General features: G+C 69.4%; 17 protein-coding genes. 12 read left to right on the forward strand and 5 right to left on the reverse strand.

Features of this window, described 5'->3' with window-relative positions; translation table 11 throughout:
* Positions 1 to 18: 18 nt before the first annotated feature.
* From Q664_RS21910 to Q664_RS56470, 4 genes are all read left to right on the forward strand, one after another.
* On the forward strand, positions 19 to 1,944 hold the full coding sequence (locus Q664_RS21910) for a YncE family protein (protein ID WP_152622263.1): 1,926 nt from the start codon (positions 19 to 21) through the stop codon (positions 1,942 to 1,944).
* The gene (locus tag Q664_RS55005) at positions 1,944 to 3,050 is read left to right on the forward strand and encodes an SCO family protein (RefSeq protein ID WP_075207481.1); all 1,107 of its coding nucleotides are present in this window, start codon (positions 1,944 to 1,946) and stop codon (positions 3,048 to 3,050) included. Before Q664_RS21910 ends, Q664_RS55005 begins: the two co-directional genes overlap by 1 nt.
* 163 nt (positions 3,051 to 3,213) lie before the next feature.
* Entirely contained in the window at positions 3,214 to 4,728 is a 1,515-nt protein-coding gene (locus Q664_RS21920) for an ABC transporter substrate-binding protein (RefSeq protein ID WP_235216816.1), read from the forward strand.
* A 26-nt stretch (positions 4,729 to 4,754) separates the two neighbouring features.
* Positions 4,755 to 4,988, forward strand: a complete 234-nt coding sequence (locus tag Q664_RS56470) for an LbetaH domain-containing protein (RefSeq protein ID WP_200883745.1) — start codon at positions 4,755 to 4,757, stop codon at positions 4,986 to 4,988.
* On the opposite strand, the gene Q664_RS21925 is transcribed toward Q664_RS56470, so the two are convergent.
* From Q664_RS21925 to trxB, 4 genes are all read right to left on the reverse strand, one after another.
* A complete protein-coding gene (locus Q664_RS21925; RefSeq protein WP_052518487.1) occupies positions 4,915 to 6,117 on the reverse strand; it encodes an aminotransferase class V-fold PLP-dependent enzyme in 1,203 nt (400 codons plus the stop codon). The genes Q664_RS56470 and Q664_RS21925 overlap by 74 nt on opposite strands.
* Before the next feature lie 70 nt (positions 6,118 to 6,187).
* Positions 6,188 to 6,685, reverse strand: coding sequence for a cyclic pyranopterin monophosphate synthase MoaC (gene moaC, locus Q664_RS21930; RefSeq protein ID WP_043398910.1), 498 nt, complete (start codon positions 6,683 to 6,685; stop codon positions 6,188 to 6,190).
* Positions 6,682 to 7,869 (reverse strand): trans-sulfuration enzyme family protein, encoded by a 1,188-nt coding sequence (locus tag Q664_RS21935; RefSeq protein ID WP_043398913.1) that lies wholly within the window; start codon positions 7,867 to 7,869, stop codon positions 6,682 to 6,684. The genes moaC and Q664_RS21935 overlap by 4 nt, the downstream gene beginning before the upstream one ends.
* Before the next feature lie 31 nt (positions 7,870 to 7,900).
* Positions 7,901 to 8,860: a thioredoxin-disulfide reductase gene (gene trxB / locus Q664_RS21940; RefSeq protein WP_043398916.1), complete on the reverse strand. Its 960-nt coding sequence runs from the start codon at positions 8,858 to 8,860 to the stop codon at positions 7,901 to 7,903.
* 83 nt (positions 8,861 to 8,943) lie between these two features.
* On the opposite strand from trxB, the gene Q664_RS21945 reads away from it, so the two are divergent.
* The 5 genes from Q664_RS21945 to Q664_RS21965 all read left to right on the forward strand — a co-directional run bounded on the left by Q664_RS21945 (position 8,944) and on the right by Q664_RS21965 (position 16,474).
* Positions 8,944 to 9,402, forward strand: a complete 459-nt coding sequence (locus tag Q664_RS21945; RefSeq protein WP_043398919.1) for a cyclic nucleotide-binding domain-containing protein — start codon at positions 8,944 to 8,946, stop codon at positions 9,400 to 9,402.
* 111 nt (positions 9,403 to 9,513) lie between these two features.
* A complete protein-coding gene (locus Q664_RS21950; protein WP_043398921.1) occupies positions 9,514 to 11,514 on the forward strand; it encodes an ATP-binding protein in 2,001 nt (666 codons plus the stop codon).
* Entirely contained in the window at positions 11,511 to 11,888 is a 378-nt protein-coding gene (locus Q664_RS21955) for a response regulator (protein ID WP_043398923.1), read from the forward strand. The genes Q664_RS21950 and Q664_RS21955 overlap by 4 nt, the downstream gene beginning before the upstream one ends.
* 6 nt (positions 11,889 to 11,894) lie before the next feature.
* On the forward strand, positions 11,895 to 14,429 hold the full coding sequence (locus Q664_RS21960) for an ATP-binding protein (RefSeq protein ID WP_043398926.1): 2,535 nt from the start codon (positions 11,895 to 11,897) through the stop codon (positions 14,427 to 14,429).
* A complete protein-coding gene (locus Q664_RS21965; protein WP_043398929.1) occupies positions 14,426 to 16,474 on the forward strand; it encodes a response regulator in 2,049 nt (682 codons plus the stop codon). Before Q664_RS21960 ends, Q664_RS21965 begins: the two co-directional genes overlap by 4 nt.
* A gap of 20 nt (positions 16,475 to 16,494) precedes the next feature.
* Here the strand turns inward: Q664_RS21965 and Q664_RS21970 are convergent, their stop codons facing one another.
* Positions 16,495 to 16,929 (reverse strand): DUF6960 family protein, encoded by a 435-nt coding sequence (locus Q664_RS21970; RefSeq protein ID WP_152622264.1) that lies wholly within the window; start codon positions 16,927 to 16,929, stop codon positions 16,495 to 16,497.
* A gap of 357 nt (positions 16,930 to 17,286) precedes the next feature.
* Between Q664_RS21970 and Q664_RS21975 the strand changes: the two genes are divergently transcribed.
* From Q664_RS21975 to Q664_RS59250, 3 genes are all read left to right on the forward strand, one after another.
* Positions 17,287 to 18,822 carry a carboxypeptidase-like regulatory domain-containing protein gene (locus tag Q664_RS21975; RefSeq protein ID WP_043398933.1) on the forward strand — a complete coding sequence of 512 codons (1,536 nt, stop codon included), beginning with the start codon at positions 17,287 to 17,289 and terminating at the stop codon, positions 18,820 to 18,822.
* Positions 18,823 to 18,912: 90 nt separating this feature from the next.
* The gene (locus Q664_RS21980; protein WP_043398935.1) at positions 18,913 to 20,490 is read left to right on the forward strand and encodes a carboxypeptidase regulatory-like domain-containing protein; all 1,578 of its coding nucleotides are present in this window, start codon (positions 18,913 to 18,915) and stop codon (positions 20,488 to 20,490) included.
* Between the two features lie 292 nt (positions 20,491 to 20,782).
* On the forward strand, positions 20,783 to 21,103 hold a 321-nt coding region (locus Q664_RS59250), incomplete at its 3' end, for a Kelch repeat-containing protein (protein WP_235216817.1).

The following is a 21,103-nucleotide window of genomic DNA, read 5'->3' on the forward strand; positions in this document are numbered from 1 at the left end:
AGCAAAGGGGGGATTCTCATGCTGGGAAGGCCGGAATGGGCAGTGCTGCTCGTGTTGTGGATGGGTTGCCAGCCACGGAAGGAAGAGGGGCCACCCGCCCCGCCTCCCGTGGCCGCGCCAGCCCCCGTGACGGTGACGAAGGCGGAGGTGTCCGTGTCCTTCGACCTTCAGGCAGGCGCGGAGGGCACGGCGCGATTCGTGCTGAAGGATCCACGCACCGGAGCGCCCGTGCGGGGGGCCCGGCTGCTCGCGTGGATGGCCGCGAGGCCCGAGGGACAAGCCGCTCCGGACGACGCGACCTGCCGGGCCCGCATCAAGACGTACCTCGGCGGCCTGCTGGCGGCGCGCGCCGAGGTGGACCTCAACTCCTTCCTGCTGCTCACCCTCAACCATGACCACACGCTGTCCGTCATCGATCCGCAGCTCTCCTTCCAGCGCACCAAGCTGAAGCACCTCGTCTCCCTGGGCGGAGCGGCCGGGGACTGGGCACTGCGTCCGGACGGAGGAGCGCTCTACGTGTCCCAGCCCACGCACGGCACGGTGTCCGTGGTGGATACCCGCCGCTTCCTCGTGCAGCGCAACGTGCGGGTGGGCCAGAAACCGGGGCGGCTGGCGCTCGCTCCGGACGGGCGCTCGCTCTGGGTGGACAACGAGGGAGACGGCACCGTCTCCGTGCTCGACACCACCACGCAGGCGGTGCTGGGCACGCTGGAGGTGGGCGAGGGACAGAAGGCATTCGCCTTCGGCGAGGACGGCCGGACCGCATGGCTCTCCAGCTCCGGGGGCGAGGAGCTCGTCGCGGTGGACGTGGCCTCGCGCGAGGAACTGGGGCGCGTGACGGTGGGCACGGGCACCCGCGCGCTGGCCTACAGCGAGGTGGCCCGGGCGCTCTACGTGGTGCGGGAGCAGGCCCAGGAGGTGCTGGTGGTGGACGGCTCGCGGCGCGAGGTGGTGCACCGCGTCTCCGTGGCGCCAAGGCCAGGCATGCTGCGCTTCGAGCCCTCGGGCCGCTGGGCCTTCGTCCTCTACCCGCGTGGCGACCGGGTGGACATCCTCGACACGGCCTCCAACCGGGTGGCCCATTCGCTCACCGGCTTCTCCGCCCCGGACCAGGTGACCTTCACCTCCGCCTTCGCCTACGTGCGCAACACCGGGGATGCCCGCATGTCGCTCATCGAGCTGGCCTCACTGGAGAAGTCCGGCACGCCCTCCGTCGTGCAGATCACCATGGGCCAGAAGAAGCCCGCGCTGGCCCGGGAGCTCGGACGCGCTTCCGCCATCGCCACCCTGCCCGAGGGCAACAGCGTCCTCGTCGCCGGCACCGCCGACCGCGCCCTCTATCTGTACTCCGAGGGCATGATGGCCCCGCGAGGCACCCACTTGAACTATGGCCGCGAGCCCCGGGCCGTCCTGGTGTTGGACCGTTCGCTGCGCGAGGTGGAGCCCGGCGTCTACGCGGCCCAGGCGCGTCCGCGGAAGAACGGCCCCCATGACGTCCACGTACTGCTGGACTCGCCGCGCACGCCCGTGTGCCTCACGTGGACGGTGTCCGGCGTTCCCGAGGACGCCGCCTCCGCGGGCACCGCCCCGCTCGTGCTCGAGCCCCGGTTCGATTCCTCCCGGCACCTGACCGCGGGCCAGCGCACCTCGCTGCGCTTCCGGCTGACGCCCGCCACGCATGTGAAGGAGCAACGTCCGCTGTCACCCGAGGAGCTCCAGGTGCTGATGTTCCGTCCCCCCTCCGGGCGCTGGCTGGAGCGGCCCGTGCCCCGGCGCGTGGAGGACGGCGTCTTCGAGATCGATGTCTCCCCGCCCGAGCCCGGCCAGTACGTGCTGCTCGTCGGCGCCGAGAGCCGGGGAGCCCCGCTCGGTGCCCTTCGCGACTTCAAGCTCGGCGTCCAGGCCGAAACCACCCTCCGCCACGTCTCCGAGGTCCACCCCTGATGCACCCACGTCCGTTCTGCCTCGCCGTTCTCCTCTCGCTGGCCACCTCCACCGCCGCATCCGCACAGGACACAGTGCGCGTGCCCGCCCCACCTCCCGCCGAGTCCCTCCAGGTGCAGGTGCCCGATGTCACGCTGGTGGATCAACACGGGCGCCAGGTGCGGCTGTGGTCCGACCTCGTCCGAGGGCAGGTGGTGGCCATCAACTTCATCTTCACCCGCTGCAAGACCATCTGCTCGCCCATGACCGCCACCCTGGCGCGCGTGCGCAAGGAGTTGGGTCCCAAAGCCCCCGTGCGCTTCATCTCCATTACCCTGGATGTGGCCCACGACACGCCCGGGAAGCTGGCCCGCTTCGCCGAGCCCTTCTCGCCCGGGCCCCGCTGGTCCTTCCTCACCGGCGAGCCCGAGCAGGTGAAGCAGGCCCTGGTGGCACTCGGCGGCTACACCCCGGACAAGGAGGCGCACCGGCCGCTCGTGCTGGTGGGTAACGCCACCGCTGGCAAGTGGGTGCGCGTGGACGGGCTCGGCTCCGCCTCCTCCATTCTCGACGCCATCCGCGAGGTGCGCGCCGCCTCCGCACCGCCTCCCGAGCTGGAGGACGTCACTTCCGCCCGGGACGCCTCCGCCGCGCGCTACTTCACCAACACCGAACTCATCGATCAGCACGGCAAGCCCCACCGCTTCTACGAGGACCTCATCCGCGGCCGGAAGGTGCTCATCAACTTCGCCTTCACCTCCTGCAAGGGCGTGTGCTCGCCCATGACGAAGCACCTCGCCGAGGTGCAGCGCAAGCTGGGGGCTCGCGTGGGCCAGGACATCACCATGATCACCCTCTCGGTGGACCCCGCCAACGACACGCCGGAGAGCCTCGCCCGCTTCGCCCGGAAGTTCAGCACCGGGCCCGGCTGGTACTTCCTCACCGGCGCCCGCGAGAACGTGTCCCTCGTCCTCAAGAAGCTCGGCGGCTACACCGAGGATCCCGCCGCCCACAGCTCGGTGCTACTCATCGGCGATGCCGCCACCGGGACGTGGGTGAAGGCCCCCGCCATGTCCGCCGTAGACAACATCGTCTACGCCGTGGAGCACCTCGATGACCCGAGGTAGGCCATCGGAACCAGGCTCTTGCAGGGGTGCTCTCGCGGAAAAGGACAGGCACCTTCCGGAGGCGCGGCGTACCAACTTGTCCAACAGTCGGACAAGTTGCTCCCGAGCGCCGCCGGAACCTCCCCCTGAGAGGACCTACCCCGCTTGGCTCAGCGCGCGGCGGATGGCGCTGGTAGCGCTGGTCCTGGGCCTGGGGATGCTGGGGGCGTGCCGCAAGGAGACGGCTTCTTCGGTTCCGGAGTTGGCCCGGCGTGGGCGGAGTCTCTTCCTGCGCGGAGAGAGCGCCCGCGGCGAGCCCCTCGTGGGACGGTTGGGACCCGAGCGCATCGAGCTGAGCGGGCACGTGGCCGCGTGCGCGCGCTGCCATGGCGCCTCCGGCCGGGGCAGCCTCGAAGGCGGCGTGGAGGTACCCGACATCCGCCCGGGTGCGCTCGGGCATGTCCGGGTGAACGCCGTGGGAACGGTGGACGATCGCTCCCGCCCCGCCTACGGCCGGACCACCCTGTTGCGCGCCATCACGGAAGGCGTGTCCGCCAGCGGCCGGAAGCTCGGCGTGGCCATGCCCCGGTACGAGCTCGGCGAGGTGGAGCGGGAGGAGCTGCTCGCCTATCTGAAGCAGCTCGGAGAAGCACCGGATCCAGGCCTCTCCCCCACCACCCTCACCCTCGGTGCAATCCTGCCGCTGAGTGGTGAACGTGAAGCACTGGGGCGCGAGGTGGAGTCGGTCCTGCGCGCGGCCTTCGCGGAAGTGAACGCCGAGGGAGGCGTCTTCCGGCGCCGGTTGGATCTGGTGGTGGAGGACGAGACGGCTCCGGAGGCCACCGCGAAGCTGCTCGAGCGCGGCGTGTTCGCACTGGTGGGAGGCCCGAGCACGACGTCCTCCGCCTCGGAGGCGCTGCTCCGGCACGAGGACATCCCGGTCCTGCTGCCCCTCACCTCCAGCGGAGGGGATGGAGAAGGCGCCCGCTTCTTCCTGTATCCGGAGGAGTCCCAGCAGGCGCGGCTGGTGGTGCAGCACCTGGCGCGCACCGACGAGGAGAACGTGCTGCGCCGGCATCCGCTGTGGGTGGTACGGCCGGAGGACGAGTCAGGCCGCGCATGGGCCCGGGCGGCGCGCGAAGAAGCCCTGCGGCGCGAGTTGCCCGCTCCGGTGGAATCATCGGCATTGCCCGGCGGGAGCGAGCCCCCACCGGCAATCCTCTACACCGGGCCTGCCTCCGGGTTGAATGAACTGCTCCAGCAGCTGGAGGCACGGGGCCTGGAGGTGCCGGTGTTCGCTCCCGCGAGCATCGCCGGGTCCTCCACGGTGGCAGTTGCGGGCCGCCACGTGCGGTTCATCTACCCACCGGGCCTGGACGGCGACGAGGAGCGGCGCCAGGTGCTCTCGACCTTCCTCGGGCGCCATGGACTGCGTCCAGGCCACGAGGCGCTCCAGCGCCACGCCTACGCCGCGGCACGGGTGCTGGTGGATGCACTCCGGCGTGCGGGCTCGGACGTGACACGCGCGGAGCTGGTGCAAGTGCTGGAGTCGATGCGTGACTTCGACACGGGGGTGACCCCGCCGGTGACGTTCGGGGTGGACAGACGCTTGGGTGTGCGGGGCGCTCAGCTCGTGCGGGTGGAGCCGGTGGGTGGCCAGCTCCAGGCCGCGTCGCCCTGGATTCCCCTGTCCCCGTAGCTACTCAGACCTAGCCGGCCGAGGAGGTGTGGATTGGCGGCGGCTCCATCATCTGCCCGGGTGTCACCATCGACGAGGGCTCCACCATCGGCGCGGGCAGCGTGGTGGTGAAGGACATTCCGCCCTACGTCTTCGCCGCGGGAACCCCTGCCAGGTCATCCGGCCCCTGCGCTGAGCCCCCGCTTCTCAGTGGGCGCGCTGACCCGTGGGCACATTCTGGAGCGTCCCGGAGCGCCGCAGCTCAAGGATGGCCTCCATGATGGAGCGGCACTCGGCATCCGAGTTGTAGAAGTGCGGCGAGATGCGGATGCCCCCGTTGGGCCGCCAGTCCACCACGAAGCCCTGCTCGATGAGGCGGCGGCACGCGTCCTCGCTGCCCTCGAAGTCCAGGCACACCGTGTTGCCCCGCCGGTGCGGCGCGCGCGGTGTGTTCACCTTCAATCCCTGCTCATCCGCCAGTGCCATCAACAGCGACGTCTGCCGCAGTGACTTCTCGCGGATGGCGGCCACGCCCACCTCGCGGATGATCTCATAGCCCGCCCGCGCCGCATGCAGCGCTGGCACCGACGGTGAGCCCCCCATGAAGCGGTGCGCGTCCGCCGCGTACTCCACATCGCCAAAATGGAAGTCGAACGGGTGCGCGTCCGAGAACCACCCCGTCATCCTCGGCTTGAAGTCCGGGATGAGCTCCTGGCGCGCGTAGAGGTACGCCGCGCCCGGGCCGCCGCACAGCCACTTCACGCTCCCGCCCACCAGGAAGTCCACCCCGAGCGCCCGCACGTCGATGGGCACCGCTCCCGTGGCCTGGTAGCAGTCGAGGATGACCAGCGCGCCGTGCCGGTGCGCCTTCTCGATGACCGGCTTCACGTCCACCAGCCCCGAGGAGCGGAACAGCACCAGGTCCAGCGACACCACCAGCGTCTCGTCATCGATGGCGGCGAGCAGGTCCTCCGTCTCGATGTTCAACCCCCCATCACGGCTCTTCACCGCCTGGATGCGAGCGCCATTCCTGCGCTGGGCCATCCAGTTGTAGACGACCGAGGGGAAGTTCAGCTCGGTGAGCACCACCTTGTTGCGCCGGCCCGAGAACGACAGCCCCGAGATGAGCACGGAGATGAGCGTGCTCACGTTCTGGTGCATCGTCATGGTGCCCGGCGGCGCGTTGAGGATGGAGCCGAGCAGATCCGCCGTCTGCGTCACCATGGGCAGCCACGAGTGCCACGCCACCACGCCCTCGGTGTCCCAGAGGTCCGCGTAGTCGTTGAGGTACTGGCGCACCTTGCGCGGCATCGCCCCCAGCGAGTTGTTGATGAGGTAGCCGGCCTTGCGCTCGAGGATGGGGAACTCCGAGCGCCACTTCAGCAACGAATCGGTCTGGGCGGGAGGCATGCCACTGACCAACACGGCCCACGCCCGGGGTCCTTTCCGCGTGGACCCCGGGTTCCGCCTCCGAAGAGGACTACCGGCCCGACGAGCGGGCGGCCTTGCGGCCCGAACGCGCCGCGGACTTTTTCGCGGGAGCCGGCTCGCGGTCCCACGTGCCGGAGCGGCCGCCGGACTTGTGGTCCAGCTGCACCTGCTCCATCACCATGCCCCGGTCCACGCTCTTGCACATGTCGTAGACCGTGAGGGCCGAGGCACACGCCGCGGTGAGCGCCTCCATCTCCACGCCCGTACGGTCCACCGTGCGCACCGTCACGCGAATCTCCAGCGCGTCCTTCTGGGGCTGGAGCTCCACCTCCACCCCGGAGAGCGCGATGGGGTGGCACAGGGGAACGATGTCCGGGGTCCGCTTGGCCGCCATCACTCCGGCCAGACGGGCAGCGGCCAGGACGTCCCCCTTCTCCACCTTCCCCTGAAGAATCCGCTCCAGCGTCGCGGGAAGCATGCGCAGCCGGGCGGTGGCCACGGCCACGCGCTCGGTCTTCTCCTTCCCACCCACGTCCACCATCTTCACCGTTTCATCGCCTCCGACACCGCGGCGAGCAGGTCGTCCGCGATGTCATCCGGGTCTTCCAGTCCCACCGAGACGCGGATGAGGCTCTCGCCGATACCGGCCGCCTGCCGCTCCTCGGGCGTCATCCGCCTCGCGCTCGCGCTCGCCGCGTGCATCACCAGCGTGCACACGTCCCCGAGCGACGGCGCCGCCCTCGCCAGCTTCACCGCCTCCAGGAAGCGGAAGCAGTCCGGCCGGCCCGCGCCACGGATATCAAACGCCACCATGCCGCCGAAGCCGCCCTCCAGCACCTGCTTCGCCACCGCGTGGTCCGGGTGGCCCGGCAGGCCCGGGTAGTGCACCCGCTCGATGAGCGGGGACTCGGAGAGCCGCTTCGCCACGTGGGCCGCGTGCTCGCAGTGGGCCTTCATGCGGATGGGCAGCGTGCGCACCCCGCGCAGGGTGAGCCACGCCTCGAAGGGCCCCAGCACCTCACCGCCCAGCAGACGAGCCGCCCGCAGGGGGGCCAGCTTCTCCCGCGTGCCACTCACCGAGCCGCCCAGCGCGTCGCTGTGCCCGTTGAGCCACTTCGTCGTGGACTGGATGGCGTAGTCCGCCCCCAGCTCGCACGCCCGCTGCCCGTACGGAGACGGGAAGGTGGCATCCACCGCCAGCGCCGCCCCCACCTCCCGGCTCGCCCGCGCCAGCGCCCGGATGTCCGGCACGCGCAGCAGCGGGTTGGTGACGCTCTCGGCCAGCACCAGCTTCGGACGCAGCGCGACGATGCGCTCGGGCGCCGCCGCGTCGGTGAGCATGAACGCCTCGATGCGCACCCCGGCCCGCGCCGCCAGGTTCTTGTAGAGCGACCGGGTGACGCCGTAACCGTCCGACGACATCACCACCACGTCGCCGGCCTTCAGGTTCTGCGCCTCGAAGACGGCCTTGAGGGCGGCCATGCCGCTCGCGTAGGCCACGCTGGCCTCCGCTCCCTCCAACGCCGCCACCGCCTCCTCCAACAGCGCCGCGTTGGGCGCGGCGATGCGCGAGTAGACGTAGTCCTTGCCGTCCAGGGCCTCGTCCAGCTCGTCGCTGCTGTCGAAGAAGCTCACCGCCGACACGTGGATGGCCGGCACCACGGGCTGGGACTTGCTGCCCTTCAACTGCGAGCCCGCGTGCACCGCCACCGTCTTCCGCTTCGTGCTCATGCCTGTCTCCCGAGAGCCGTGCCGCGCGGGCCTACTCGCCGTGCTCGATGAGCCAGCGCTCGGCGTCGATGGCCGCCATGCAGCCCGTGCCCGCGGCGGTAATCGCCTGCCGGTAGTAGCTGTCCTGCACGTCGCCACAAGCGAACACGCCTTCGATGTTGGTCCGGGTGCTGCCCGCCACCGTCTTCAGGTAGCCGCCCTGGTGCGTCTCCAGCACGCCCTGGAAGAGGCCCGTGTTGGGCGTGTGGCCAATGGCCACGAACAGGCCCGTGGCCGTCACCAGCTTCGTGTCGTTCGTCTTCAGGTTGCGCACCACCGCGCCCGTCATCCCCTTGTTGTCGCCCATCACCTCGTCGATGGCGCTGTCCCACAGGAAGGAGATCTTCGGGTTCTTCAGGGCCCGCTCCTGCATCACCTTCGAGGCGCGCAGGGAGTCGCGCCGGTGCACCACCGTGACGCTCTTGACGATCTTCGCCAGGTAGGTGGCCTCCTCCATGGCCGTGTCGCCGCCGCCCACCACCAGCACGTCCTGGTTCTTGAAGAAGGCGCCGTCACACGTGGCGCAGGCGGACACACCCCGGTTCTTGTAGGTGTCCTCGCCCTTCACCCCCAGCCACTTCGCCGTCGCTCCCGTGGCGATGATGATCGTCTCCGAGTAGCAGCTCTCGCTCTCGCCCTGGATGAAGAAGGGGCGCTTGGAGAGGTCCAGCTTCACCACGTTCTCCATGTGGATGACGGTGCCGAAGCGCTCGGCCTGCTTCTGGAAGCGCTCCATCATCTCCGGGCCCGTAATACCTTCGGGGAATCCGGGGTAGTTCTCCACGTCCGTGGTCACCATGAGCTGGCCGCCCGGCACGCGCTGGGGGTCGTCCAGGGTGGGGCCACCCGCGAACATGACGGGCTGCAGGTTGGCGCGCGCGGCGTAGATGGCCGCGGTGTAGCCCGCGGGCCCCGAGCCGATGATGGTCACCTTGTTGATCTTCTCCGCCACGGGTCGTCGCTCCTGTGTTTCCGTGAAATTGGGGCGCCACCGTACCAGAGCCCCCTTGGGTCGTGGTACGAAGCAGCGCCACAATGGATGCCTCGATCCTCCAGAAGGTTGCGCTCTTCGAGGGCCTCACCCAGAGTCAGTTGCTCCGGGTGGCCGCGATTGCCCGTCCCCGGGGGTACGAGGCGGGCGCCTGCCTGTTCCGCGAGGGAGAGGCCGGCCGGGACATGTTCATCATCCTGGAAGGCAAGGTGCGCATCTCCCAGCAGGTGCCCGGCATGGGCGAGGAGGCGCTCGCCATCCTGGAAAAGGGCCAGTATTTCGGGGAGATGTCCGTCATCGAGGACATCCCCCGCTCGGCCGACGCCTACGCCCACACCTCGTGCACCCTGTGGGTCATCGAGCGCGAGCAGTTGGACCACCTGATGTTCACGGATAAGGACCTGGCCTACGTCCTGCTGTGGAGTTTCGTCCGCACACTGTCGGTGCGTCTGCGCGAGACGAACGAGAAGATGAAGACGTTCCTGGCGCTGTCGCGTTTCTGACGCGCCGTCCCCAGCCCGGCGGGCCGCCAGCCGTCCTTCACGGGTGCCCCCACTCTCCGTGAGCCCCGGATACACTGGGCCCGGGCGGCTGTTCGAGCCCCCGAGCCCCCCATGATTCCACCCCCCTTCCCGCCCGATGAGCCCAGGCGCCTCCAGGCCCTGCTGCGCCTGGGCCTGCTGGACACTCCGGCCGAGGAGCGCTTCGACCGCATCGTCCGCATGGCCGCGCGGACGTTCCGCGTCCCCATCACGCTCGTCTCCCTGGTGGACGGGTCGCGGCAGTGGTTCAAGGCCCGGGTCGGCCTGGACGCGGCCTCCACGGCGCGCAGCATCTCCTTCTGCGGCCACGCCATCCTCACCCCGGACACCTTCGTGGTGCGCGACGCGCTCGAGGATCAGCGCTTCGCCGACAACCCGCTCGTCACCGGCGAGCCCCACGTGCGCTTCTACGCGGGCCACCCCCTCCACGCCCCGGACGGCAGCCCCGTGGGGACGCTCTGCCTCATCGACCGCCGGGCGCGTGACTTCAGCGCCGAGGAGCGCCAGCAACTGGAAGACCTGGCCTCGTGGGTGGAGCTGGAGCTCAACGCCCTCACCGTCCAGGAGGCACGCACCGCGCTGGCGCAGCAGGAGCGCTTCTTCGCGCTGTCCGTGGACATGCTCTGCATCGCCGGGGTGGATGGGACCTTCCGGCAGCTGAGCCGGGCCTGGACGCAGACGCTCGGCCATTCCGAGCGGACGCTGCGCGCCACGCCGCTGCTGGAGCTGGTGCACGCGGAGGACCGGGCCTCCACCGCCGAGTGGCTGGCGCGAGGGGCCCGGGGCGAGCTCCTCCCCTACTTCGAGCACCGCTGCCGCGGCCAGGACGGCGCCTGGCACTGGCTCCAGTGGAACGCCACCGTCAACCCGGAGGAGGGCATCTTCTACGGCGTGGCGCGCGACGTCACCGAGCAGAAGCGCCTGGAGGCCGAGCGCCGCCAGATGGAGCGGATGAAGAGCGAGTTCGTCTCCACCGTCAGCCACGAGCTGCGCACTCCCCTCACCTCCATCCGCGGCTCCCTCGGCCTGCTCGAGGGCGGCGTCCTCGGCGAGCTCCCCTCCCAGGCCCAGGACATGGTGCGCATCGCACGCACCAACACCGAGCGCCTCATCCGCCTCATCAACGACATCCTCGACCTCGAGAAGATGGAGTCCGGCAAGCTGGATTTCCACCTGGAGCCACTGGAGCTGGGCGCGCTGCTCGCCCAGGCCGTCGAGGCCCACCAGGGGTACGCGGGGGAGTGTGGCGCCCGCCTGGAGCTGGTGGTGGAGGCATCCGGGGCGCGGGTCATGGCGGATGGGGACCGCTTCCTCCAGGTGCTGGCCAACCTGCTGTCCAACGCGCTCAAGTTCTCCCCGCGCGGCGAGCGCGTGACGCTGAGGCTGGAGCGGGTGGGCTCGCGGCTGCGCGTGAGCGTGGAGGACCGCGGGCCGGGCATCCCCGAGTCCTTCCGGGCCCGCATCTTCGAGAAGTTCGCCCAGGCGGACGGCTCCGACACCCGGCGCAAGGGAGGCACCGGACTGGGGCTCTCCATCGCGCGGGCGCTGGTGGAGCGGATGGGCGGCACGCTGGACTTCGTCACCACCGAGGGGACCGGCACCACCTTCCGGGTGGAGCTGCCCGAGCACACGGAGGCGGGCGCCCCCTCCACGTCCGTGCCTCACCCGTTGGAGTTGGCCACCCGGTGTGAGCCCCAGGCCTCGCGCCCCCGCGTCCTGCACGTGGAGGCGGACGAGGACAACCGCCGCGTGGTGGCCAACGTGCTTCGGGACGTGGCGGACGTGGTCCCCGCGAGCGGCCTGGCCGAGGCCGAGGCCGCCCTGCGCTCCGGTCCCTTCCCGCTCGTCATCGCCGAGCCCGTGCTGCCCGAGGGAGGGCCGCTGCCGCTGGCCCCGCTGCTCGCCGCCGCCCCGGTGGTGCTCTTCTCCGTGCGCGAGGCGGAGCCGGAGCTGGCCCGCCAGGTCTCCGCCGTGCTGGTGAAGTCCCGCACCTCCAATGAGGAGCTGCGCTCCGCCGTGCTCCGCCTCCTGCGCTCCACCGCCCATCCCCCGCCTCCGAGAGGTTTCCCATGACGATTCGCAAGGTGCTGCTCGTGGACGACGAGGACGACATCCGCACCATCGGCCAGCTGAGCCTCGGCCGCGTGGGCGGCTGGCAGACGGTGCTCGCCGCCTCGGGCGCCGAGGCCGTGGCCAAGGCCGCCGCCGAGCAGCCGGACCTCATCCTCCTGGACGTGATGATGCCGGGCATGGACGGGCCCACCACCCTGGGCCAGCTGCGCGCCCAGCCCTCCACCGCGAAAACGCCCGTCATCTTCATGACGGCGAAAATCCAGAAGCAGGAGGTGGCGCGCTACCTGGAGCTGGGGGCCGTGGGCGTCATCGGCAAGCCGTTCGATCCGATGACGCTGCCCGCTGAAATCAAGAAGCTGCTGCCGTCCACCTGAGGCCCCGTGAAGACCCGTCTCTCCAAACGCTCCGTGGTGCTCGCCGCGGGGGCACTCGCGCTCCTGAGCGTGCTCTTCGCCCTGGGCCGTCCGATGCGGGCCGACGAGCATGACAGCTACCGCACCCGGCTGCGCCAGCTCCGCGTCCAGAGCGCCGAGCTGGAACAGAATCTCCTGCGCGCCCACATGGGCCTGGCCCGGACCCATGACGAGCCACGAGAAGAGCTCGCCGCGCTGCGCAAGCGGGCGGAGGAGCTGCGCGCCGCCCCGTCGTTCCTGATGGAGCGGGAGCGGAAGACGCTGAGCGCCGTGCTGGACGACTACCTGCGCGCGCTCGCGGACGAGGAGGCCCTGCTGGTGCGCTACCAGGCGCAACAGGGGCCCGAGGCCGAGGCCACGCTCCGGCAGATGCTGGACAGCCCCGCCAGCCCCGAGGCCGAGCGGCTCATCACCACCTACCTCCAGCTGTACGAGGGAGCGCTGGCGCGGGCCGAGCGCTTCCGCATCACCCTCTTCGCCATCTCGCTGCTGCTCGTCGCCTTCGTGCTGGCGGTGCTGGTGCGCCTGGCGCGCACGGGTGCGGCGCTCGACGCGCTCAACGCGCAGCTGGAGGCCCGCGTGGAGGAGCGCACCGCCGCCCTCTCCACCGCCAACGCGGAGCTGCGCGAGAGCGAGGCCCGCAAGGCGGCCATCCTGGAGAGCTCGCTCGACGGCATCATCTCCCTGGACGAGGCGGGCCGAATCCTGGAGTTCAACCCCGCCGCGGAGCACATCTTCCGGCTTCCACGGGCGCAGGCGCTGGGCCGGGACTTCGTCTCCCTGGCGCTGGCCGCCACCGTGAAGGCCGAGCAACGTGGCGTGGTGGCCCGCGCGCTCCGGGCCGATGCCACCCCGGGCCGCGCCACCCGCCTGGAGCTGCAGGGCCTGCGCGCGGATGGCGGCACCTTCCCCGCCGAGCTCACCCTCCTGCGCGTGCGCGGTGACGGTGCCGCGCGCTTCACCTCCTACGTGCGGGACATCACCGAGCGCCGTGAGGTGGAGCGGCTGAAGAACGAGTTCGTCTCCACCGTCAGCCACGAGCTGCGCACTCCCCTCACCTCCATCCGCGGCTCCCTCGGCCTGCTCGAGGGCGGCATCCTCGGCGAGCTCCCCTCCCAGGCCCAGGACATGGTGCGCATCGCACGCACCAACACCGAGCGCCTCATCCGCCTCATCAACGACATCCTCGACCTCGAGAAGATGGAGTCCGGCAAGCTGGAGCTGAAGCTCCAGTCGGTGGAGACGGCCGAGGTCATCGAGGCCACCTTCAGCGGAGTGCGGGGCATGGCGGACGCGGCGCGGGTGCGCCTGCACGCCGAGGCGGCGGGGGCGGGCCCGGTGCGGGCGGACCGGGATCGGCTCATCCAGGTGCTCACCAACCTCGTCTCCAACGCCATCAAGTTCTCCCCTCCGGACAGCCAGGTGGAGGTGCGGGCCGCCCGGGACGCGCGCGGCCAGGTGCGCTTCTCCGTGGTGGACCAGGGGCCGGGGATTCCCCTGGATCAACGCGCCCGGCTCTTCGGCAAGTTCCAGCAGTTGGACAGCTCGGACACGCGCACCAAGGGAGGTACCGGCCTGGGTCTGGCCATCTCCCAGGCCATCGTCGAGCAGCACGGCGGCCGCATCGAGGTGCACAGCGAGCCGGGCCACGGCGCCACCTTCACCTTCTCGCTGGCGGCGCTGCGCATGGGCTCCGGCCCCAGCTCCGTGGTGATGGACGAGTCGCGCTACACCATCCTCGTGGTGACGACGGACTCGGAGCTGTCCGGCCTGCTGCGCGGCCTGCTCACCCACGAGGGCTACCGCGTGCTGCGCAGCCCCACCGTGGAGGAGGCGGAGAAGCTCATCGAGGTGGGCGCGCCGGACATGCTGGTGCTGGACGCGCAGGGCATGGACGGCAACGGGCTGGAGCTGGTCCGCAAGCTGCGCGAGGAGCCGCGCACCCGCGAGCTGCCGGTGTTGATGCTGTCGGGGCGCTCGTCGCAGCAGGAGGGCGTCGTGCAGCCGCTGCTGGTGGACTGGATGGCGAAGCCCTTCGACGAGAAGCGCTTCCTGCTGTCGCTGCGCCACGCCATCCGCCGGCCGGGCCAGGCGCGGGTGCTCATCGTGGACGACGACGTGAGCACGCGGCAGGTGCTGCGCGCCCAGCTGGAGCGGCTCGGGGTGGCCTGCTACGAGGCCGAGGACGGCGAGGGCGCGGTGGCGCTGGCCCGCACCACGCCGCCGGATCTCATCGTCCTGGACGTGGGCCTGCCCCGGCTGGATGGCTTCGAGGTGGTGGACATCCTCCGCCAGGGCAAGGGCCGCGGCACGCCGCTCATCGTCTTCACCGGGCGCGAGCTGTCGAGCGGGGACCAGAATCAGCTCACGCTGGGCATCACCCGCCACCTCACCAAGGCGCGCACGTCCGAGGACGAGCTGCTCGTCTCCGTGAAGGAGCTGCTCAACGGGCTGCTGGCCCAGAAGGATGGCGGCGTGGAGCCGCGCAAGGAGGCTTCATGAGCCGGGGAACCATTCTCTTCCTCGAGGATGATCAGGATCTGCAGTCGCTCGTCTCCGCGTACCTGCGCGAGCGGGGTTATGAGGTGGAGGCGGCCCGCACCGTGAAGGAGGCACGTACGGTGCTCGCCTGCCTCCGGGTGGATGCCGCCGTGGTGGACGGCCTGCTGCCGGGGATGATGGGGACGGACTTCATCCAGGAGGTGCGCCAGCAACACCCCACGCTGCCCATCCTCTTCGCCTCGGCCTTCTGGAAGGACCTCAAGAGCCACGACCACCTCACGCGGCAGCTCAAGGTGTCGCGCGTGCTGCACAAGCCCTACAAGCCCCAGGAGCTGCTCCTGTGGGTGGAGCAGATGCTGGCGGCGAGGCCCCCTCCCCCGCCCCCGGAGGCACTGGCCGAGGGCCAGGACTCCGCCGAGGACCTGGACGCCACCTTCCGGGCGCTGTGCGCCGAATACGGTGCGCGCCTGGAGGAGAAGATGCGGGAGCTGGCCGGGGCGATGGAGCGGGCGCGGGCCGGGAGCACCGAGGGAATGGACGCGGCGTACCAGCTCACCCACAAGCTGCATGGGACGGCGGGCTCCTACGGCTTCCACGCGGTGAGCGGCGCGGCGCGGCACCTGGAGGAGTTGCTGAAACCGGCCCGGGACGGCAAGGCGCCCCCGGACTGGAGGGCCCTGGAGGCAGCGAGGCAGGCGCTGGCCACGGCGGCCCGGAACGCCGCACCGGGCGGCGCGCCGTCCCAGGCCCCGGTGGCCGCACCCGCGAAGAGCTCGGCCGTGGAGGTGGAGCCGCGAGGCACGGTGCTGGTGGTGGACGACGACGCGGCGTGGCTGGCCGAGGTGGAGCGGATGGGGAAGGACCGGCTGGTGCGCGTGGTGACGGCGCGCGGCGCGGACGAGGCGGCGAAGGTGGCCCGGCAGCAGCGGCTGGATGGAGCGCTGGTGCACGTGGACCTGGGCGGCAAGGAGGGAGGCTTCACCGTGGCGGAGCGGCTGCGCACCGTGGAGGACTCGCGGGCGCTGCCGCTGGCCTTCTTCGGCACGGGAGGAGATGTCACCTACCGCATGGCGGCGATCCTCGCTGGCGCGTCGCTCTACCTGCCGCGGCCCTTCTCCTCGATGGACCTGTCGGAGGCGGTGGAGCGGATGGTGGCGGCCCAGCGTCCGGAGCGCGCGCGGGTGCTGGTCCTGGACGATGACCCGGAAGCGGTGCGCTCCCTCAGCGCGGCGCTGACGAGCCCGCAGGTGGAGGTGGTGGGCCTGAGAGACTCGTACCGGCTGGTGGACGCACTGGCCGAGCACCGGCCGGACCTCCTGCTGCTGGACGTGGAGATGCCGGGGCCGAGCGGCTTCGACCTGTGCCGCATCGTGCGCTCCATGCCCGAGTGGCAGGCGCTGCCCGTCATCTTCATCACCGCGCACACGGGGGTGGACTTCCGGGTGGCGGCCTTCCAGGCGGGAGCGGACGATTACCTGGCCAAGCCGGTGCTGCGCGAGGAGCTGCGGGCCCGGGTGCAGTCGCGGCTGGAGCGGGCGCGGCTGGCGCGCGAGCGGGCCGAGCGTGATGCCCTCACGGGCCTGCTGCTGCGCCGTCCCTTCCTGGAAGGACTGCGCGCGCGGCTGGCCGAGTCCCAGCGGACGGGCAGGACCCTGGCGCTGGCCATCCTGGACGTGGACCGCTTCAAGAAGGTGAACGACACCCACGGGCACCTGGCGGGAGACCGGGTGCTGATGCAGATGGGGCGGCTGCTGTCCTCGCGCTTCCGCCGGGAGGATCTGCAGTGCCGGTGGGGCGGCGAGGAGTTCGTGGTGGCCCTGATGGGGGCGCAGGCGGAGGGGGCACGGGACATCCTGGCGCGCATGGCGGCGGAGCTGGCCCAGGCCGACTTCGAGGGGGACAAGGGCGAGCGCTTCCGGGTCACCTTCAGCGCGGGGCTCGCGGTGGCGCCCCAGGACGGCACGGACGTGGAGGCCCTGCTGCGCGCGGCGGACGAGCGGCTGTACCGGGCCAGGTCCCAGGGCGGCAACCGCATCGAGCGCTGAGCCGGCCCGGGCCCGCCGGCTCACGCCTGGAGGAACAGGGGCGCCGAGCGGGGCAGGAGCTCCTCGGCGAAGTAGCGCTTGAGGGAGCGCTTCGTTCCGAGGCGGAGGAGGAAGAAGGGCCGGGCCTGCTTGTAGTGCCAGTGGATGGCGGCGATGACGCCGGTGCGCCCGGCGTCCTTGCGCAGCCGCACCTGGCCGCCGAAGTCGAAGGCGGGCGCGGAAACAGGCTGGAAGAGCTCCGGCCGGACGCGGAAGACGCTCTCGGCGTAGCGCAGGAGGATGAAGCCCTGCTGCCTGGCCTCCCCGAGCCGCTCGAGCACCTTGCAGTAGGGCCACAAGAACTTCAGCCGCTCGAAGTCCTCGGGGTGGACGAGCCGGCGCTCGGCCTCGGATTGCCCGTGCCAGGGGTAGAGCCCCCACACGCGTTCGTTCATCGACCCGAAAAGGGTGGGCATCGGACGACCTCCTCACACGCGCAGCGTCCCCGCATACGGATGGCGCCCGGTGTCCTGACGTGACACGACGCGGAAGGGCCCGCCAATCTTCACCGTCCCGACTGTAGGCCGCTCCACACAATGAGACGGTTGTGTCCGGTGCCTTCCGGAGGAAGACATCCTGGCCTTCTCCGTCTCGAGGAGCCAGGCCACTGCTCTTCCTCCACTGTGATCGCACCGACACCTCCAGGGTGACGCCGATCACAGCCAGCTCACGGCGGATGAATCACTGTTCCTCACGTTGGGGGCAAGAACCCACTCCACACCCCAGCGAGAGGCAAAGACATGCGAACAATCACACCATCTCACAGGACGGCTGTGCTCCTGCTGCTGCTGCTCGCCGTCGTACCGGCGTGCGATGACCCGAAGCCACCGCCAGCACCCGAGCCACAGGAGCGGTTCTCGGGCATTCTCACCAACATCCAGGGTGCCCCGCTCGCGGGGACGGTGTCTGTCAATGGCACCCGTGAGGAGACCGCGGCCGACGGCGCCTTCGACGTGCGCGTTCCGCGCGCGGACAAGTACGTCTTCAACGCCGAGGCGCCCCACCATCTGATGATCTCGGAAGTGTACTCGGACTCGGGCTCGGGGCAGACAGACCTCCGGCCCCAACTCCGCCCGACGGAAGTCTTCAGGGTGGACCCCACCCAGCCCATCAGCCAGATGGACAGCCGGGGCACCCTCCTGGAGCTGCCGGCTGGGGCGCTCGTGGATGGTGAAGGCAAGCCCGCATCGGAACCCCTCACGCTGAGCATGCACACCTACGATTTGCGCGAAGAACAGATGGTGGGCGACATGAGTGCCCTGAACGCCGCGGGGGAACTGGTGGCCCTTCTGAGCCTGGGCGCGGTGTCCGTGGAGTTCTCCGACGACGCGGGCAAATCCTACAACCTGGCCTCCGGGAGCAAGGCCCGGATCTCCTTGAAGGTCGATCCAATAATTGACCATCAGGGGCCGGTACCGCTGTGGTGGTATGACACCCAGCAGGGATTGTGGCGCGAGGAGGGTCTGGGGAACGTGGAGAATGGGGTGGCCACCGGCGAGGTCGCCCACTTCAGCTTCTGGAACTTCGATCTGCCGCTCACAAACCCGGCCTGCATTCGAATCGACGTGGATGCCACGTGGTTCTCCTCCCAGGGATACTCCAGCGCCAAGCCCCTCAAACTCACGGCCCGAGCGAGCGGTTACCCCAAGACAACGGTGATGTACATCTACACCCCGGCTCCCCAGGTCCTCTACAACATTACTCCTCGGACCCAGGTGGACCTGTCCATCGAGGGAGTGGCAGTCGCCAGTGTCAACTCGGGTGAGCCCCATGGACCATGGCGTACTGATGATGAACGGCGTAATGCATGCAAGGGCGTGGTGAAGCTCGGTGAGCCGCCGAAGGTAGGCACACTCCGGGGCAAGGTCCTGAGGCAGCACCGCCCGGACCGGCGTCATGGAGGGGTGACCATCACCGCCAGAGTTGGAAGCACCTCGGTTGGCACCATCAAGACGTCTCCCACGGGAGAGTTCGTGCTGACGGTGCCAGCAGGGACGGTGGGGCTGACAGCCTCGCTCGCGGGCTACCTGCCCGCGGTGCGCGACAATGTGGTGGTGGCGGCGGGCAGCACCATCACGCTGCCGGATGTGGAACTCCTGGCGGGCAATCTCGACCCGGCTACGGACTGCATCACCCCCGCGGACACGGCGCTTCTCATCAACGCGATCGACCGGGCGCCCGTGGGGGATGACCCATACGACATCGACGGTGATGGGAAGATCGATTACCCGGACCTCGTGCTCGCCACCAGCAATGCCGGGGTGCTGGCCACCAGCAATAGCGAGGTGTGCAGCCCCACCGCGTGGTGATCCGGACGGGAAGCACCGCCTCACCGAGACAGCAATGCATGAGGGCCCAGGCCCTCTGGAAAAGACAGACATAAAGACAAGGAGCAGTCCATGAAACGCATCAAGTATTCGCGCGGCCTGACCGCGCTGTGGGTGGCCCTCATCCTGGGGTTGGCCAGTGAGTCCTCGGCCGAGCAATACGAGCTGTTCGCCGGAATCCTCCGTGACAGCAGTGGCAACCCCCTGGTGGGTACGGTGTCTGTCAGCTCCTCGGGGAGCACCGAGGTGGCCACCACCCGCTCACTAGCGGACGGCAGCTTCGAGCTATACGCGCTCTATGCTGAGAGCTACATCATCAACGCCTCCGCGCCCGGCCACCTCCCCTATTCGCAGACGAACGTGGCGCTCCCCCGGGAGGACTTGATGTTGCAACTGGTCCCGGCCGAGACCTTCACGATCGACCCCACGCAACCGGCGCGAGTGACGGACAGCCGGGGCACGCAGCTCGAGCTGCCCGCGGGCGCGCTCGTAGACAAGATGGGGAGGTCGCCCTCGGGGGACATCACCGTGAGCATGTACACCTATGGCTCGGATACCGAGGCCATGCCGGGAAACAGGACAGGTGTGAAGCTGGATGGCCAGCGGACAGCCCTGAGGTCCCTGGGGGCAGTGTCCGTGGAGTTCACGGATGGCGAGGGCAAATATTACAACCTGGCTACGGGACGCAGGGCCCGCCTCATGGTGCAACTGCCCGAGGGCATCGTGGAGCCAGAGCCGGTTCCACTGTGGTCTTACAATCCGCAAGACGGACTGTGGTACCAGGGAGAAGGTTCGGGAACGCAGTCGGGTTCAGTCATTGCTGGTGAAGTGGAGCACTTCTCCGTGTGGAATTTTAGCGTTTCTTTTGACGAGCCAGCCTGCATCCAGATCACCGTGGACTCCATGTGGTTCGATGAGGTGGAGCGTCTTGCGCACATGCGCGCGACAGCACTGACATTCAAAGCGGATCCTGAAGATATGCTCATCAACAAGCTTGGCCCGCATGCCTTCTACGACCTGGAACCCAACTCGCTGGTGCTTTTCGAACTCTATGACACGGACGACAAAAAGTTCAAACCCTACGCCATTGTCAACGCGGGAGGTTCATGGGGGGGAAAGCCAGGCATCCCCCCCCTCCCATCAGAGTATAACAAGTGCAATGGCAAACTCACGGTGAACGGCATCGCCCAGGTGGGGGCAGTCAAGGGACAGGTGCTCTTGCAACATCGCGACAGCCATGCCGGGGTGGACATCGAGGTGAGTATCAATGGCAGCCCCCTCCATGTCACCACGGACGCAACTGGGAATTTCAATGTCATGGCACCCGCTGGAAAAGTGACGGTGATCGCGAGGAAGGCAGGCTATCTGCCAGTGGAGTTCCAAAACGCCGACGTGACGGCAGGCACTCTCGCTACCGACCTCGGCGCAGCGACGCTCCTCGCCGGAGACGTGGACAACAAGGACGGCAGGCATTGTGTGGACACCGCTGACATGCGGGCCATCAACAGCGTCATTCCATCATCCACCACTCCCGCCAACGAAGTACTGGATATCAATGCCGACCTGAAGATCGACTTCACTGACCTGAGGCTCGCTGCGGGAAATGGGCGCAAGTGCGGCCCGACCCCCTGGGTGAAGGCCAAGCAGTAGAAGTAGCGCCCTCGAGGTGTCAGAGCATGTGTCAGCGACGACCGCTCTGACACCTCCCAGGGTGACATGAAGCTCCATGACGACACAGAGCACCTGAGGAGATTCGACCATGAGAAGCCTATCGCCTGGGGCTGGGGCCGCCTCGATCGCAAAGGGAATATGGCTGGTGTTGCTCGTGTGCGTGGGATGGGGCTGCGGCCTGCCTCCCGGGCTGGATGCCGCCCTCGAACGCTGGATGCAGCGGAGGACGGCCCCTCTCACGGTGGGCCAGCGTTGGACCCCCACGGGAGACATGGCCACGGCCCGTTCTGTCCACACGGCGACGCTGCTGCTCGATGGCAAGGTTCTGGTCGTCGGCGGCGATGATTCCAGCGACTACCTGGACAGCACGGAGGTATACGACCCGGCCACGGGGTTGTGGAGCCCGACGACGAACTCCCTGGCCAACCGCCGTGCGAGCCACACGGCGACACGGTTGTCCAATGGCGAGGTCCTGGTCACCGGCGGTAATGATTCCAGCGGCTACCTGGTCAACACGGAGGTGTACGACCCGGTCACCAACCAGTGGAGGCCCGCACCGGGCAACCTGGCCACGGGCCGCCATTCCCACACA

The organism is Archangium violaceum Cb vi76, assembly GCF_000733295.1.
Taxonomy (GTDB): domain Bacteria; phylum Myxococcota; class Myxococcia; order Myxococcales; family Myxococcaceae; genus Archangium; species Archangium violaceum.

Coding starts and splice junctions, on each gene's coding strand:
- Q664_RS21910 (WP_152622263.1), top strand. CDS start 19: ATGCTGGGAAGGCCGGAATGGGCAGTGCTGCTCGTGTTGTGGATGGGT.
- Q664_RS55005 (WP_075207481.1), top strand. CDS start 1,944: ATGCACCCACGTCCGTTCTGCCTCGCCGTTCTCCTCTCGCTGGCCACC.
- Q664_RS21920 (WP_235216816.1), top strand. CDS start 3,214: ATGGCGCTGGTAGCGCTGGTCCTGGGCCTGGGGATGCTGGGGGCGTGC.
- Q664_RS21925 (WP_052518487.1), bottom strand. CDS start 6,117: ATGCCTCCCGCCCAGACCGATTCGTTGCTGAAGTGGCGCTCGGAGTTC.
- Q664_RS21935 (WP_043398913.1), bottom strand. CDS start 7,869: ATGAGCACGAAGCGGAAGACGGTGGCGGTGCACGCGGGCTCGCAGTTG.
- Q664_RS21945 (WP_043398919.1), top strand. CDS start 8,944: ATGGATGCCTCGATCCTCCAGAAGGTTGCGCTCTTCGAGGGCCTCACC.
- Q664_RS21950 (WP_043398921.1), top strand. CDS start 9,514: ATGATTCCACCCCCCTTCCCGCCCGATGAGCCCAGGCGCCTCCAGGCC.
- Q664_RS21955 (WP_043398923.1), top strand. CDS start 11,511: ATGACGATTCGCAAGGTGCTGCTCGTGGACGACGAGGACGACATCCGC.
- Q664_RS21965 (WP_043398929.1), top strand. CDS start 14,426: ATGAGCCGGGGAACCATTCTCTTCCTCGAGGATGATCAGGATCTGCAG.
- Q664_RS21970 (WP_152622264.1), bottom strand. CDS start 16,929: ATGCCCACCCTTTTCGGGTCGATGAACGAACGCGTGTGGGGGCTCTAC.
- Q664_RS21980 (WP_043398935.1), top strand. CDS start 18,913: ATGAAACGCATCAAGTATTCGCGCGGCCTGACCGCGCTGTGGGTGGCC.